Below are 14,966 nucleotides of genomic sequence, written 5' to 3'. Positions count from 1 at the left end.
GTCTCAAATGGTGCGAAGCAGGGGTTGTACCACATCGGCCGCCCGGGGTTGCGCCGTATGCAACAGCGAACGAGGGGTCCAGACCGTTGTCGCACGTGTACACCTGGCCTAGGATCGATCGGTCCGCGTTTTTGGTGACGGTTGGGGATAAAGTGGGGTTCTTAGCGCGCGAACGCCAAGTCGCGCCTCCCGGATGGAACCGCTGGCTCGTTCCGCCCGCAGCACTGGCGATTCATCTCTCCATTGGCCAGGCGTACGCCTGGAGCGTCTTCAAGACGCCGCTGGAGAAATCGCTCGGCATCACGGGAACGCAGTCCGCACTGCCCTTCCAGCTCGGCATCGTGATGCTCGGGCTGTCGGCGGCGGTTCTCGGTACGACCGTCGAGCGCAGGGGTCCGCGCTGGGCGATGCTCATGTCGCTGATCGCCTTCTGCTCCGGCCTGCTGATCTCGGCCGTCGGCGTGTGGGCCGGTCAGTACTGGGTCGTGGTGGTGGGCTACGGCCTGATCGGTGGCATCGGCCTCGGCATCGGCTACATCTCACCGGTGTCCACGCTGATCAAGTGGTTCCCCGACCGGCCGGGCATGGCGACCGGCATCGCGATCATGGGCTTCGGCGGCGGCGCGTTGATCGCCTCGCCGTGGTCGACCTCGATGCTGACGGCGTTCGGCAACACCTCGACGTCGGGCATCGGCAAGGCCTTCCTCATCCACGGCATCGTCTACGCGGTCTTCATGAGCGTGGGTGTGCTGCTGATCCGCCTGCCCTCCAAGGAGTTCACCCAGGAGAAGGCGGAGCTGCTCAAGGACAAGCCGAAGGCGACCGTCGCGTTCAACGTCTCGGCGAACAACGCGATCAAGACGCCGCAGTTCTGGCTGCTCTGGGTCGTGCTCTGCTTCAACGTCACCGCGGGCATCGGCATCCTGGAGAAGGCCGCGCCGATGCTGGTCGACTTCTTCAAGGAGTCCTCGACGCCGGTCCTCGCGACGGCGGCCACCGGCTTCGTGGCACTGCTCAGCGCGGCCAACATGGCCGGCCGGTTCATCTGGTCGTCCACCTCGGACATCGTGGGCCGCAAGAACATCTACCGCCTCTACCTGGGTGTCGGCGCGCTGCTCTACCTGGTGCTGCTGACGTTCGGTCCGACCAGCACCCCGCTGTTCGTGGTCGCGGCGATGGTGATCCTGTCGTTCTACGGCGGTGGTTTCGCGACGATTCCGGCGTATCTGCGCGACCTCTTCGGCACCTACCAGGTCGGCGCGATCCACGGTCGCCTGTTGACCGCGTGGTCGGTGGCCGGCGTGCTCGGGCCGCTGATCGTCAACGCCATCGCGGACGCGGGCAAGAAGGCGGGCCACGTCGGTCCCGACTTGTACGCGACGTCGTTCTACATCATGATCTCGCTGCTGGTCGTCGGGTTCGTCGCGAACGAGCTGGTTCGCCCGGTCAACCCGAAGTTCCACGAGCCGAAGGCCGCGGAGGACGTCGTCGACGAGCCCGAGCAGCCCGCGTCGAAGTCGGACGACGAGGCGACGGTCGCCAAGTGGAACGAAGCCGAGGCAGCGGACGTCGCCGAGTCGGCTGAGGCTGAGGCTGAGAAGGAAGAGGCGGAAGGCGTGGTGCAGAAGTGAACTCTCAGCGCTTGTTGCTCATCGGAGCGTGGCTGTGGGTGGGTCTTCCGCTCGCCTACGGCCTGTACCGGCTCTTCCTGAACGCGGCCAAGCTCTTCGTCTGATGTTCAACGCGCTCGTCAACTGGCGCAACTGGCGCCTGCCGGTGAAGCTCGCCGCGGTGTTGATCGTTCCGGTCGCCATCGCGGTGGGCGCCGGCGTACTGCAGATCCAGTCCCACATGGAACGCGCCGAGTCGTACGCGGCGCTCCAGCGGCTGGTCAAGGTCCGCGCGGCCCTCATCCCCGTGATCGAGGGGGTGCAGGCGGAACGACGGATCATCGCGGAGGGCGTCGGCCCGCAGATCCTGTCCGAACAGGTGAAGCGCACCGATGACGCCCGCACGGCGTTGCGCGCGCAGATCGCCAAGACCTCGTTGAGCGAGGTCGTGATGGCCCGGATGAACGACGTCCAGGGCAAGATCGGCGGACTGGCCGCGCTGCGCGAGCAGACCGGCGACGTGCCGGCCGCGATCAAGACGTACACCGAGCTCACCGAGTCGCTGCTCGACGTGGACGAGGTGCTCGCCAGCGACTTCGGCGACGCCGCGCTCTTCCGCACGGCGATGGGCCTGCACCACGTCGTGCACGTGCAGGAAGAGGTCCTGTACCAGCAGGCGGTCGTGCTGTCCGGGCTCACCCGCGGCCAGTTGCTCACCGCCGAGGTGCGGTCGCTGGTCGAGTCGAACGTCAAGCTCGGCTACATCGCGGGCGAGTTCGCCGCGCTGGCGACGCCGGAGCAGTTGAAGGCCTACGGCGTGAACTTCAACAGCCCGGACATCGAGGCGCACCGCAAGATGCTCGCGACCGCGCTGCTGCACCCGACCTCGGACGCACCCAGCACGGGCAACAACACCGGCAACAACACCGGCAACGGGAACAACAACTCGGCCAGGCCCAAGCCGTTGCCGATCGCGGCCTCGGACTGGAGCAAGGCCTCCGGTGCGGTCGTGACGTCGTTCGACGGCGTGGTGGACGGGATGGAGCGCGACCTGCGCGACACCGCGAACCGTCTGCGCGACGAGACCAGTGACGCGGCCGGTACGGCGTCCGCCGCCCTGTTCGCCAGCCTGATCCTGGCCGGCACCATCGGGTTCGTCGTCGGCCGCTACCTGCTGCGCTCGCTCAACGCGTTGCGCCGCTCCGCACTCGAAGTGGCGTGGCACAAACTTCCCGAAATGGTGGCAACCGGACACGGCAGTCGAGAGATCGAGCCGGTGCCGGTGGACACGACCGAGGAGTTCGGCCAGGTGGCGCGCGCGTTTGACGCGGTGCACCAGCAGGCCGTCCAGTCGGTCACCGAGCAGGCCGCCATGCGCGCGAACATGCGCAACATCTTCGTGAACCTCTCGCGCCGCAGCCAGAGCCTCGTCGAACGCCAGCTCAAGCTGATGGAGGAGCTGGAGAAGTACGAGGAGGACCCGGACCAGCTCGCGAACCTCTTCAAGCTCGACCACCTCGCCACCCGCATGCGCCGCAACAACGAGAACCTGATGGTGCTCTCCGGCGGTGACGTGGCGCGGCGGTTCACCCGTCCGATCCCGCTGACCGACGTGCTGCGCGCGGCGGCCGCGGAGATCGAGCAGTACCAACGGGTGATGGTGCACACGGCGCCCAACGCCGAAGTTGTCGGTTATGTGGCAAGCGACCTGGTCCGACTGCTGGCCGAACTTCTTGACAACGCAACAGCTTTCTCGCCGCCGCACACCCAGGTCTCGATCAGCGCGTCGATCGAGGCCGGTGACATCGTGCAGATCGACGTGGTCGACCTGGGCATCGGCATCGACCCCGAGGCGCTGGAGGCCGTGAACCACCGCCTCGAAGCCGCGGGCGAGGGCGTGGACGTCCAGGTGTTCCGCGAAATGGGACTTTTCGTCGTGGGCAGGCTCGCCGCACGCCACCAGATCGTGGTACGCCTCGATGCTCAACAGGGCAAGGGAACTCGCGCGATCGTGTTGGTTCCGGCGGAACTCGCCCCACGACGGGAAGAGTCCTGGGAGAGTTTCCGCGGGGAGGCAGTCGAGCAGCAGCAGGCGTCGTGGTTCGAGACGCCCAAAGCTGCCGGGCCGCCTCCCCCCGCACCCGTGCGTCAGACGCCGGAATCTGCCCGAGGATTCCTCAACGCCTTCCAGCGCGGTGTGCAGCGAGGCCTTCCCGACCACCAGGAGAGTCGATGAGCACGCAGGTGGACCAGTTCGGCTGGCTGGTCACCAACTTCGCCGAACGCACACCCGGCATCGAGCACGCCGTGGTGATCTCGGCCGACGGCTTGGTGTTGATCTCGTCCTCGAAGCTGCCGGGGCACGTGGCCCCGCAGTTCGCGGCGATCGTGGCCGGTGTGGTGTCCTTGGCGGAGTCCGCTTCCCAATGCTTCGCCGGCGAGGCAGTCGTCCGCACGGTCGTGCAGATGGACAAGGGCGTGATGCTGTTGTCGTCGATCAGCGACGGTTCGGTCCTCGCGGTGCTGGCGTCGTCCACGTCCGACGTCGCGCAGGTGGCGTACGAGATGACGGTGGTCGTGCGCCAGGTGGGCCAGCTGCTCACGCCGGAACTGCGGGCCGAGCTGGCATGAACGGAGAGTCCGACGAGCAGGTCAACTTCGGCGATCTGATCAGCGGTTTCAGCTTCGACAGCGAACGGATCCGCAAGCGCGGCAAGAAGAAGGCCCAGCGCGCCCCGGAACCCGTGCCGGAGCAACCGGACCCGTACGCCACGCTGCCGTTCGAGCCGGTCCCGCCGCTGCCGTCGATCGAGCCGTCGTCCTTCGAGACGTCGTCCTCGATCGTGCGCGCCTACGCGTGGACCGGCGGCCGCACCACGTCCGACGTGCACCTGGAGATCGAGACCCTGGTGTCGGTGAACGACCGCTCGGCCACCGCCGTGCGCCCGGAGCACCACGACGTGCTGGCGCTGTGCCACTCGCCGCGGTCGGTGGCGGAGATCGCCGCCCTGCGCGGGTTGCCGTTGGGCGTCACCAAGGTGCTGCTCGGCGACATGGCCTCGCACGGGCTGATCGACGTGCACCGGACCGCGTCGTCCTACGGCGAGGAACGGCCCGACGGGGCGTTGCTGGAGCGCGTGCTGGCAGGCCTGCGCCGCCTCTGACCCTGCACCCGAACTGGCCATGAACGGCGCTTTTGCGGACCACAGGTCCACAAAAGCGCCGTTCATGGCAGTGACGGCCGGCTGATACGGTCGGGTTCTAGGTCTATCTGGGGGAGGTCGACATGGAGTTCCAAGACGTCGTCCGGCGCCGGCGCATGGTCCGCAAGTTCACCAGCGAACCCGTCAGCGACGAGAGCATCCAGCGGATCATGCGCAACGCGGTGCGCGGTCCCTCCGCCGGATTTTCGCAGGGCCAGGGGTTCCTGGTGCTGCAGGGCGAACAGCTGAAGCGGCTCTTCGACAGGTTCGAGCTGTGGGCAGGCGACGGGGTCAAGACGGCGCCCGTCATCGTGATCCCGTTCTCGGCCAAGGACGTCTACCTCGACCGGTACGCGCAGGCCGACAAGGGCTGGACGGACCGCAGCGAGGACCACTGGCCGGTGCCGTACTGGGACATCGACACCGGCATGGCCGCGTTGCTGATCCTGCAGACCGCCGTCGACGAAGGCCTCGGTGCGGTTTTCTTCGGCACCAACAAGGACGAGTGGCCGGCACTGCGCGCGGAGTTCGGCGTGCCGGACGAGTACGTGCCGATCGGCATGATCGCGATCGGGCACCCCGCCGAGGAGGGCATCTCCGAGGGCGCCTCGCCGCGGACGCGCAAGCGCTTGCGGTTCGACGAGATGGTGCACTGGGGTCAGTGGCAGTGAGATCGTTCGGCCTGCTCGGGCCGTTGGACGTGGTGCTCGACGGGCGCCACGTCCACGTCCCGCCCGGCAAGCGGCGGGTGGTGCTCGCCGCGCTGTTGCTGCGGCCCGGTCAGGTGGTCGGCGTCGACGAACTGGTCGAGCTGGTCGGCGGTTCGCGCAACGCCCTGCAGACCACCGTCGGCCGGCTCCGCGAGGACCTCGGCGAACCAGCGCTCGTGCAGACCAGGCCCGGCGGCTACCTGCTGGACGTGCGGCCGGACGAGGTCGACGTCCACCGGTTCGACCGACTGGAACCGCGGGAGGCGCTCGCCCTCTGGCGCGGCCGGCCGTTCGCCGACATCGGCAGCGACGCGCTCGAACGCGACCACCTGCCCGCGTTGACCGAGAAGCACCTCGCGACGCTGGAAGCGCGGATCGAGCACGACCTGCGGGCCGGCCTGCACGAGCAGCTCGTCCCCGAACTGCGCACGCTCACCCGCCAGCACCCCACCAGGGAACGGATGTGGGCCCAGCTGATCGTGGCGCTGCACCGCTGCGACCGGCAAACCGAGGCGCTGCAGGCGTACGACGACATCCGCACCCGGCTCGCCGAGGAGCTCGGCCTCGACCCCGGCAAGGACCTGCAACAGGCCCACCAGCAGGTGCTCACGGCCGACAACCGGCCGCGGGCCCGCAACGACCTGCCTGGCGACATCCCCGACTTCGCCGGCCGCACCGACGACCTCGACGAGATCCTCGCCGCCGTGCCGTCCGGCTGCGTCGCGATCACCGCGATCGACGGCATGGCCGGCATCGGCAAGACCACGCTCGCGGTCCGCGCGGCGCACCGGCTCGCCCGGAGGTTCCCGGACGCGCAGCTGTTCGTCGACCTGCACTCCTACACCGAGGGCGTCGAACCACGCACCCCGGCGGACGCGCTGCTGGCGTTGCTGACCGCGCTCGGCGTGCCCGCCCACGACATCCCGGACGGCCTCGACGCCCGTGCGGCCCGGTGGCGCGCGGAAATGGCCCACCGCAAGGCACTCGTGGTGCTCGACAACGCGGGCAGCACCGCGCAGGTCCGCCCGTTGCTGCCCGGCACCGGCCTGGTCCTGGTCACCAGCAGGCGCAGGCTCGTCGACCTGGACGCCGCGCACACGGTCTCGCTCGACGTTCTGTCCGAAGAGGACTCGCTGAAGCTGCTCGCGAGCATCGTCGGGCCCAAGGCTGAACTCGACGGGTCTCGCGAGATCGTCCGACTCTGCGGCTATCTGCCGCTCGCCGCGCGAATCGTCGGCGCCCGTTGGCGCACCAGGCCGGCGTGGTCCGCGCAGGACGTCATCCGGCGGCTCACCGAGCACCGGCTGACCGAGCTGACCGCGGGCGAACGCAGCGTCGCCGGCGCGTTCGCTCTGTCGTACCAGCAACTCACGCCCGAGCAACAGCGCCTGTTCCGGCGGCTCGGCCTGCACACCGGTGAGGACTGGGACGCCTACCTCGCGGCCGCGGTGATCGGCACGACACGGGCGGAAGCGGAACGGCTGCTGGACGAACTGCTCGACGTGCACCTGGTGCAGCAGAAGGAGAACGGCCGCTACCGCTTCCACGACCTGCTGGCCGACCACGCGAAAGCGAGTGTCGAGCCGGACGAGGCCGACGAGACGGTCCTGCGCATCCTCGACTACTACCTGCACACCGTGGCACTCGCGGAGTTCCGGATGTCGCCGGGAAGGTCGCAGATCCACTCCGTTGTGCGGTACCTCCCGTTCGACCCGCCGCCGCTCACGACCGTCCGGGACGCGGCTCGATGGCTGAACGCCGAGCGGTCGAACCTCAGGGCCGCCGTGTACCTGGCTGCCTACCGCGGCCACTACGCGCATGCCTGGCAGGTGCCGCACCACATGTCGAACTTCCTGCTGGGCTATGGCCGCGAACGGATCGAGCTGCAGAACGTCGCGCTCGCCGCCGCGCGCCAGCTCGGTGATCTGAAAGCCCGTGCGGAGGCGTTGCGGGGCCTCGGATCCGCCTACATCACGCGGCAGGACGCGAAGCCGCTCCAGCACCTGTACGAGTCACTGGAACTGATGCGCCAGATCGGCGATCTGCGTGGGGAGTCATCCGTTCTGGGGATGCTCGGCATCATCGCGCGGGAAACCAACCAGCTCGACAAGGCGGAGGAGTATTTCGAACGAGGGTTGGCGCTGATGCGAGCGGCGGGAGCGCCGACGGGGGAGGCCGCCGCGCTGCACAACCTCAGCCTCGTGCACGTGCTCCGCGGCCAGAACGACGAAGCACTGGCACACAGCGAGGCAGCGCTGTCGTTGCTCGAAGAGCACGGCGACTTCTGGCGGGCCGCGATGGTGTTGCAGGACTTGGGCTACACCCACTTCTACCTGTTCAACGACGACGAGTGCGTCGAGTACCTCGAACGATCCGTGCTGGCGTTCCAGGAGTACGAGGACTGGCGCAACGAGCTGCTCTCACGGGCCGACTTCGCCTACGCGGCACTGGAGTTCGGCATGCCCGGCAAGGCGCTGGAGATGACGCGCGCGGCAGTGGACCTGTGCCGGAAAGGCCTGGGAGTGACCGGTGACGAAGAGGCGCTCAGGGCCATGGACGAGATCGAGGACCACGCCGCTGAGCTGGAGCTGGCTTCCACCCTGGCCATCCGTGCGGAGCTGGAGGGACGGCTGACCGAGGCCGTGCGGTACGGCGAGTGGACCCTGAAGGCGATCAACAAGGCTCGGCGCCGGTGGATGGGCGACCGCGTGCTCGGCCAGCTGTCCCGGCTGCACCTGGCGCTCGGCGACCGTGCCACCGCCGTCCGCTACGGCGAGGAGGCGGTCCAGTGCGCCGAGCGCCTGCGTCAGCCCAGGGCGGTGGCGGTCGCGAAGCGGATTCTCGCTAGAGCCACAGCGCCAGCAGAACCAGCGTCGTAGCAACTCCCGCGATCAACGCGAACGCCGCGTATTGAGTGACCTTGTCCTTGGTGCTGCGCATTCCCGGCTCCCCTCGGTGGTGGTGCCACCGAGGGTGTTGGAGAGCGTCCACACATCGTCCCCACCACGATCACACGACCCTTCCACGAGGTATTGCTCCAACAGAGTGCTTGGCGGGCTCGTAAGATTCCGTTAGGGTCGCATTCGCGGACAATTGGCAGCGGCGATGGCGTTACCGAAAATCGCCCGAAAATTGATCAAAAATTAGCCAGTTGTTCGATTGCAACCAAAGGCTGCTCCGTCCGGGTGGCGCCTTCCACGGCAGGACCACTCGACGCTCACCCAGCGGGGCGGGCGTGACGGAGACGTGTGCGTGCAGTGGTGCGAGGTCGGCCAAAAGGGGCTTGTGAGTCGTGCGAATCGGACCAGTCTTGTCTAATGGCATCGCCGGGACCCGTCCGGCGGACAGTGGCCTCGACGCGGGGGTGGAACGCACCATGGGTGGTGTCCCGACGTTTCCCCACGGCAGGCCATTGACGTGGGCGGACCTGGAGGCGATGCCTGATGACGGGCACCGTTTCGAACTCGTCGACGGGGTGCTGGTCATGAGCCCCTCACCCCGCCCCGTGCACCAGCGGGTCGTCGCGCGACTGCTGGTGGCGCTGACGGCTGTCTGCCCGCCGGAGCTGGAGGTCCTCCCCGCTCCGGTCGACGTGGTGCTCGCCGACGACACGGTGTTCATCCCCGACCTGGTGGTGGGCCGGCGCGAGCAGTTCACGAAGCAGGCGCTCATCGGACCGCCCGTGCTGGCGGTCGAGGTCCTGTCGCCGCGCACGCGCCACGTGGACCTCGAACTCAAACGGGCGAAGTTCCAGGAAGTCGGCTGCGAAAACTACTGGATGATCGATTACGACAGTCCCTGGCTGCGCTGCCTGCATTGGGAAAACGGCGTCTACGTGGAACAGGCCCGTTCGGACGGCGAAGAGATCATCGAGCTGCAGTTCCCGTTCGCGGTGAAGTTGAGCGCGCAGTCATTGGTGCGCTGAGTGTCTGCCTGTCGAGACCTGCTGGGCTGAACGGGCGACACCGCGGAACAAACGTGTGGATCAAGGTTTCACCATCTGGCGTGCTCGTGCGCCGGGCTGGTTGCGTTCTCCGCGTCACGTCCCACGCGCGGAGGTCCAACGCACATGCAGCCGTTCCAGTTGCCGGAGTTCTACACCCCACATCCGGCCCGGCTGAACCCGAACCTCGAGCGCGCCCGTGCCCACACACGGGCCTGGGCGCACGAGATGGACATGATCGACGTACCGCAGCACGGCACCGTGATCTGGACCGGAGACGACCTCGAATCGCACGACTACGCGCTGCTCTGCGCGTACACCCACCCCGACTGCGACGGTGAGACGCTCGACCTCGTCACCGACTGGTACGTGTGGGTCTTCTACTTCGACGACCACTTCGTCGAGCTCTACAAGCGCAACCCGGACATCGAGGGCGCGCAGCGGTACCTCGACCGGCTGCCGCTGTTCATGCCGGTCAGCGGCAGGATCACCGAGACGCCGACGAACCCGGTCGAGAAGGGCCTCGCGGACCTCTGGTGCCGCACGGTCGGCAGCCACTCACCGGACTGGCGGCAGCGGTTCGCCGGCAACACCAAGCACCTGCTCGACGAGTCGATGTGGGAGCTGCACAACATCAGCGCGAAACGGCTGGCCAACCCCATCGAGTACGTCGAGATGCGCCGCAAGGTCGGCGGCGCGCCCTGGTCGGCGAACCTGGTCGAGCACGCGGTGGGCCTCGAAGTGCCCGGACGAATCGCTCTCACCAGGCCCATCGAGGTCCTGCGCGACACGTTCTCCGACGCCGTGCACCTGCGCAACGACCTGTTCTCCTACGAGCGCGAGGTGCTCGACGAGGGCGAGCTGTCGAACAGCGTGCTGGTCTTCGAGACGTTCCTCGGCCTGCCCACCCAGGAGGCCGCGGAGGCCGTCAACGACCTCCTCACGTCCCGGCTGCACCAGTTCGAGCACACGGCCCTCACCGAGGTCCCGATCCTGCTCGACGAGCACGCCGTCGACCCCATCGGGCGCGCGGCCGTCCTGGGCTACGTGAAGGGCCTGCAGGACTGGCAGGCGGGCGGCCACGAGTGGCACCTGCGGTCGTCGCGGTACATGAACCAGAACGTCAAGTCGGGGAACGTGCTCGGCTCCTGCGCCAAGACCATGCCGCAACGGCTGAGCCAGTTCACCAGCACGCCCAAACGCGTCGAGCCGTACGTGCTGCCGGACTTCGAGGTCCCCTTCCCGCTGTCCCTGTCGCCGCACCTCGACCAGGCCAGGGACCAGGTGGTCGGGTGGGCGGTCGACCACGGCATGACCGGCGAGGGCGTCTGGGACGAGCGGAAGGTGCGGGGCTTCGACTTCCCGCTGTGCTCGGCCGGCATCGACCCGGACGCGACGCCGCAGGAGCTGTTCCTGTCCGGCTGCTGGCTCACCTGGGGCACCTACGCCGACGACGTCTACCCGCTGTGGTTCGGCCAGACCCGCAACCTGCTCGGGGTGAAGACGCAGACGGCCCGGCTGAAGGCCTGCATGCCGTTGGACCTGGCCCAGACCGTCGTCCCGGCCAACGCCATGGAGCTCTCGCTGGCCGATCTGTGGCAACGGACCGCGGCGCCCATGACCCCGGAATTTCGCGCCACGTTCCGGGAGACCGTCGACACGATGCTCGACGCGTGGGTGTGGGAAGTGATCAACATGCACTACAACCGCATCCCGGATCCCGTCGATTACGTGGAAATGCGGCGAAGCACGTTCGGTTCCGAGCTGACGACGTCGCTGTCGCGCTTCTCGCATTCCGCGACGGTCCCGCCGGAGCTGTGGGGAACGCGGGTCGTGCAGACCATGGAACGGTCGGCCATGGATTACTGCACGATGCTCAACGACGTCTTCTCCTACTCGAAGGAGATTCAGCACGAGGGCGAAGTGCACAACATGGTCCGCGTCGTCGAGAACTTCCTCGGCGTCTCGCAGTCCCGTGCTTTCGAGATCACCTACGCGTTGATGGACGCCCGCCTGGACCAGTTCGTCAGGGCGGTCGACGAGCTGCCGCAGAGCTCCGGGCTCACCCGCTACGCCGACGAGCTGAAGGACTGGATCGTCGGCATCATCCACTGGCACCGGGAAACCAGCCGTTACGACGAGGCCGGAGGGATCCCGGTCTTCCACCAGGGTCCCTCCGGCCTCGGCACGTCCGCCTACCGGCTCACATCCCGAACTTCGAGCTGAGCCACGCGCGGGTCGCGTCGCGGTAGTCCTCGGCGTTGCGGTGCAGGGCGAGCGAATGCCCTGCACCGGGCAGGACGTAGGTCTCCAGCTGGGCTTCCGGCCGGTAGTACACCGCTTCCTGGGCGCGCAGGTTCGCGGCGTTCGAGCAGTCGCGCAACGCCAGCAGACCGCAGAACAGCACGTCCTGCGTGCCGACCGCCTGGAACACCGGTACGTCGATCCCGTACGTCGTCGGCAGCACGATGCCGAACACGGCCACGGTTCCCATGCCCGGCACGGAAACCTGGTCCTTGGTCGCCTCGTCCGCGTTCACCACGAGCTGCTCGGCGTCGTCCATCGCGTAGAACAACCCGGCCCGCGCGCCCGGCCGCGTCGTGAAGTACAGCGGGTCGCTGCCGAGCGTCGCGAGCAGGTTGTCCAGGAACACCGGCTGAAGTCCCAGTCCCGCACCGAGAGCAAGCACCGGCACGGCGGGCATGTGCGTCATGCCGGACAGCACCACGCCGTCCACGTCGTGGTAGGTCGCGGCCTCCTGCGCCACGATGCCCGACCCGACGGAGTGCCCGACGATGACGACCTTCTCGTAGGCGGTACCGCCGACGCGTCCGGCGCGCAGGTGCTGCACCACCTCGTGCAACGACCGCGCCTCAACGGAAATCAGCATCGGCAGGCTGAGCGGACGCGTCGAGGCGCCCGTGCCGAGCCGGTCGACGGCGAACGTCGCGCGGCCTTCGCGGGCCATGTTCCGCTGGTACGAATAGGACTCCGGCACACCCGGCAGATCCCAGTACGCACGGTTGTACGTGCCGCCGTGCACCAGCAGCTGGATCGAGCCGGGGTTCGCGCCCGCGGGCTTGCAGAGCTGGCCGGAGACCGTGGCGGTTCCCCCGGTGGGACCGGAAACCGGGAGCGTGGTGAGAGAACAGTCGACACCGGAGGCGTGGGCGGCGGGCGTCAAGGAGGTCATTGCCAGCACCACGGCAAGAACGGGAAGCAGTTTCACGCTTGAGGCTTTCTGCTCATGGCGGTCATCGGCAGCTGGTTCGGCTGCATGGTCGCCTTCACCTGGGCGTAGACGCGTTGTCCCGCAACGGGGACGAGGTCCCACCTGGTCGCGATCGTCGCGGCCGCGATCGCGATCTCCGTGTGGGCGAGGAAGTGTCCTGGGCAGAACCGCGAACCCCCGCCGAACGGGATGAACGCGCCCTTGGGGAGTTCCGCTGCCCTGTCCGGTTCCCAGCGGTCCGGGTCGAACCCGTCGGGATTCGGGAACCAGCGGGGATCGCGGTGCAGCGTGTGCTGCGAGACCGCGATCTCGGAGCCTTTCTCGACGAGCACGCCACCGATCTCGACGTCCTCACGCGCCCGGCGCATCAGGATGATCGGCGGGGTGCGCCGCAGCACCTCGTTGATGATCCGGCCGGTGTACTCGAGCTTCACCACGTCCTCGAACGTCGCGGGCCGGTCGCCCAGCACGGCGTCGACCTCGGCGTGGAACCGCCGGCGCACCTCAGGTCGGGTGCCGACCTCGTGGAAGAACCAGGCGAGCGCCACCGCCGTTGTCTCCGCGCCGGTGGTGAGGATCGTGACGACCTCGTCGTGGATCTGCTCGTCGGTCATCGCCTCGCCGGTGTCCGCGTCCCGCGCGGCGAGCAACGCCGAGAGCAGGTCACCGTGGTCGGTGCCGTCCTGGCGGGCCCCGACGACGACCTCGGGGATGATCCGGCGCAGCCGGGCGGCGGCCTCGTCGAACTCGCGGTTCGCCCTGATCGGCAGCTTCTCCACGAACCCGGGGGAGAACGCGCGCACCAGCACGTGTTCGAGCATGATCGGGATGGAGCGCTTGATCTCGGCCAGCACCTCGGGACCGAGCTCGGCGGAGAACAGCGTGCGCCCGGCGACGGTCATCACGAAGTCCTGCATCACCTCGTCGAACTCGAGCCGCTGACCGTGGTGCCACGAGTCGCGCAGCTCGGTCGCCAGCGTGGTGATCACGGTCTCGGCGTAGGTCGAGACCCTGGTGCGGCTGAACGCGGGCAACATCATCCGGCGCTGCCGCTGGTTGAACGCGCCGTTCGACGTGGCGAGCCCGTTGCCGAACAACGGGCGCATCTTGTCGAAGACGATGCCCTTGTCGAACTTGTCCGACGTGAGCAGCTTCGTCGCGAGCTCGGGGGTCGTGACCAGGTGCACCGGTAGGGGACCGAGGAAGACTCTGACCACGTCACCCTTGGCGGACAACGAGGAGAGGAACTCGACCGGCGACCTGAGCAGGGTGATGGTGTGTCCGATGAGGGGCCATCGGCCCGGCACCGTCGTGACGCTCGGCATCACACCCACCTTCTCGCGACCCCGAACAACCTAGAGCCACCGCGCCAGTGGAGGCGAGCAGATACACACGATCGGATGCTGATGCAGTCGGCCGATCTGGTGCGCACGCGTACGCTCGGTCGGGTGAGCAACGACCTCGGTTGGGTTCCGCCAGGTGTGGACACGACGGTGCCGTCACCGGCGCGGGTGTACGACTACTGGCTCGGTGGTGGTCACAACTTCGCCCCCGACCGCATGCTGGCCGAGAAGATCCTGCAGATCATGCCCGGCGTCCGCGACGCCGCGCGGCTGAACAGGTCGTTCCTGCGCAGGGCCGCGCTGCACATGGTCGAGCACGGGGTGCGGCAGTTCCTCGACATCGGCTCCGGCATCCCCACCGTGGGCAACCTGCACGAGATCGTGCAGGCGGAGGCCCCCGACTGCAGGGTGGTCTACGTCGACCGGGACCCGGTGGCGGTCGCGCACAGCGAGCTGATCCTGGCGGGCAACGGCAACACCGCCGTGGTGCAGGCCGATCTGCGCGACCTCGACGCGATCTTCAACGCCGACCCGACCCGCAAGCTCATCGACTTCGACCAGCCGGTCGGCCTGTTCATGTTGCTGGTGCTGCACTTCGTCCCGGACGAGTGGGACCCGGCGGCGCTCGTCGGCCAGTACCGCGACCGGCTGGCGCCCGGCAGTTTCCTCGCGTTGTCGCACGCGTCGGCCGAGGCCAAGCCCGCCGGGATGGACGAGGCCGTGCAGACCTACAACACCAAGAGCTCCCAGAACCAGGCCTTCCCGCGCACGCACGACGAGGTGCTCGCGTTCTTCGGCGGGTTCGACCTGGTCGAGCCGGGGCTCGTCGGCTGCCCGTCGTGGCGGCCGGACAGCGCGGGCGACTTCGCGACGAACCCGGAGATCAACGAGGTCCCGTTCGCGGGCGTCGCTGTCAAACCCTGAT

Annotated in this window: 11 protein-coding genes and 1 pseudogene; 10 read left to right on the top strand and 2 right to left on the bottom strand. The window is 68.0% G+C overall.

The window, feature by feature from the left end:
- Positions 1–152: 152 nt before the first annotated feature.
- From G7043_RS21455 to G7043_RS21420, 9 genes and pseudogenes are all read left to right on the top strand, one after another.
- Positions 153–1,478, top strand: a pseudogene (locus tag G7043_RS21455) (OFA family MFS transporter); the annotation flags it as partial.
- 149 nt (positions 1,479–1,627) lie between these two features.
- A complete protein-coding gene (locus tag G7043_RS50495; RefSeq protein ID WP_425435607.1) occupies positions 1,628–1,735 on the top strand; it encodes an MFS transporter small subunit in 108 nt (35 codons plus the stop codon).
- Entirely contained in the window at positions 1,735–3,846 is a 2,112-nt protein-coding gene (locus G7043_RS21450) for a sensor histidine kinase (RefSeq protein WP_166047968.1), read from the top strand. Before G7043_RS50495 ends, G7043_RS21450 begins: the two co-directional genes overlap by 1 nt.
- On the top strand, positions 3,843–4,241 hold the full coding sequence (locus tag G7043_RS21445; protein WP_166047967.1) for a roadblock/LC7 domain-containing protein: 399 nt from the start codon (positions 3,843–3,845) through the stop codon (positions 4,239–4,241). The genes G7043_RS21450 and G7043_RS21445 overlap by 4 nt, the downstream gene beginning before the upstream one ends.
- Positions 4,238–4,774: a DUF742 domain-containing protein gene (locus G7043_RS21440; RefSeq protein ID WP_166047965.1), complete on the top strand. Its 537-nt coding sequence runs from the start codon at positions 4,238–4,240 to the stop codon at positions 4,772–4,774. The genes G7043_RS21445 and G7043_RS21440 overlap by 4 nt, the downstream gene beginning before the upstream one ends.
- A 122-nt stretch (positions 4,775–4,896) precedes the next feature.
- Positions 4,897–5,484 (top strand): nitroreductase family protein, encoded by a 588-nt coding sequence (locus G7043_RS21435; RefSeq protein WP_166047964.1) that lies wholly within the window; start codon positions 4,897–4,899, stop codon positions 5,482–5,484.
- Positions 5,475–8,402 (top strand): AfsR/SARP family transcriptional regulator, encoded by a 2,928-nt coding sequence (locus tag G7043_RS21430; RefSeq protein WP_166047962.1) that lies wholly within the window; start codon positions 5,475–5,477, stop codon positions 8,400–8,402. The genes G7043_RS21435 and G7043_RS21430 overlap by 10 nt, the downstream gene beginning before the upstream one ends.
- Before the next feature lie 413 nt (positions 8,403–8,815).
- A complete protein-coding gene (locus tag G7043_RS21425) occupies positions 8,816–9,448 on the top strand; it encodes a Uma2 family endonuclease (RefSeq protein ID WP_313888003.1) in 633 nt (210 codons plus the stop codon).
- 144 nt (positions 9,449–9,592) lie between these two features.
- Complete coding sequence (locus G7043_RS21420) at positions 9,593–11,692, top strand: terpene synthase family protein (RefSeq protein ID WP_166047959.1); 2,100 nt, start codon at positions 9,593–9,595, stop codon at positions 11,690–11,692.
- Here G7043_RS21420 and G7043_RS21415 read toward each other — a convergent pair.
- Together G7043_RS21415 and G7043_RS21410 are read right to left on the bottom strand one after the other, a co-directional pair.
- Positions 11,670–12,659 (bottom strand): alpha/beta hydrolase, encoded by a 990-nt coding sequence (locus tag G7043_RS21415; RefSeq protein ID WP_166047957.1) that lies wholly within the window; start codon positions 12,657–12,659, stop codon positions 11,670–11,672. The genes G7043_RS21420 and G7043_RS21415 overlap by 23 nt on opposite strands.
- A gap of 32 nt (positions 12,660–12,691) precedes the next feature.
- Positions 12,692–14,023 carry a cytochrome P450 gene (locus tag G7043_RS21410; protein ID WP_166047955.1) on the bottom strand — a complete coding sequence of 444 codons (1,332 nt, stop codon included), beginning with the start codon at positions 14,021–14,023 and terminating at the stop codon, positions 12,692–12,694.
- Between the two features lie 123 nt (positions 14,024–14,146).
- On the opposite strand from G7043_RS21410, the gene G7043_RS21405 reads away from it, so the two are divergent.
- On the top strand, positions 14,147–14,965 hold the full coding sequence (locus G7043_RS21405) for an SAM-dependent methyltransferase (RefSeq protein WP_166047953.1): 819 nt from the start codon (positions 14,147–14,149) through the stop codon (positions 14,963–14,965).
- Position 14,966: the final 1 nt, after the last annotated feature.

Origin of the sequence: Lentzea alba, assembly GCF_011067745.1 — a bacterium.
Taxonomy (GTDB): domain Bacteria; phylum Actinomycetota; class Actinomycetes; order Mycobacteriales; family Pseudonocardiaceae; genus Lentzea; species Lentzea alba.
The sequence above is the reverse complement of the archived record's forward strand: the minus strand, read 5'-3'. Positions and strand labels throughout refer to the sequence as shown.

Excerpts from the sequence above, each read along its gene's own strand:
- G7043_RS21450 (WP_166047968.1), top strand. The coding sequence starts at position 1,735 with ATGTTCAACGCGCTCGTCAACTGGCGCAACTGGCGCCTGCCGGTGAAG.
- G7043_RS21445 (WP_166047967.1), top strand. The coding sequence starts at position 3,843 with ATGAGCACGCAGGTGGACCAGTTCGGCTGGCTGGTCACCAACTTCGCC.
- G7043_RS21440 (WP_166047965.1), top strand. The coding sequence starts at position 4,238 with ATGAACGGAGAGTCCGACGAGCAGGTCAACTTCGGCGATCTGATCAGC.
- G7043_RS21435 (WP_166047964.1), top strand. The coding sequence starts at position 4,897 with ATGGAGTTCCAAGACGTCGTCCGGCGCCGGCGCATGGTCCGCAAGTTC.
- G7043_RS21420 (WP_166047959.1), top strand. The coding sequence starts at position 9,593 with ATGCAGCCGTTCCAGTTGCCGGAGTTCTACACCCCACATCCGGCCCGG.
- G7043_RS21415 (WP_166047957.1), bottom strand. The coding sequence starts at position 12,659 with ATGACCTCCTTGACGCCCGCCGCCCACGCCTCCGGTGTCGACTGTTCT.
- G7043_RS21410 (WP_166047955.1), bottom strand. The coding sequence starts at position 14,023 with ATGCCGAGCGTCACGACGGTGCCGGGCCGATGGCCCCTCATCGGACAC.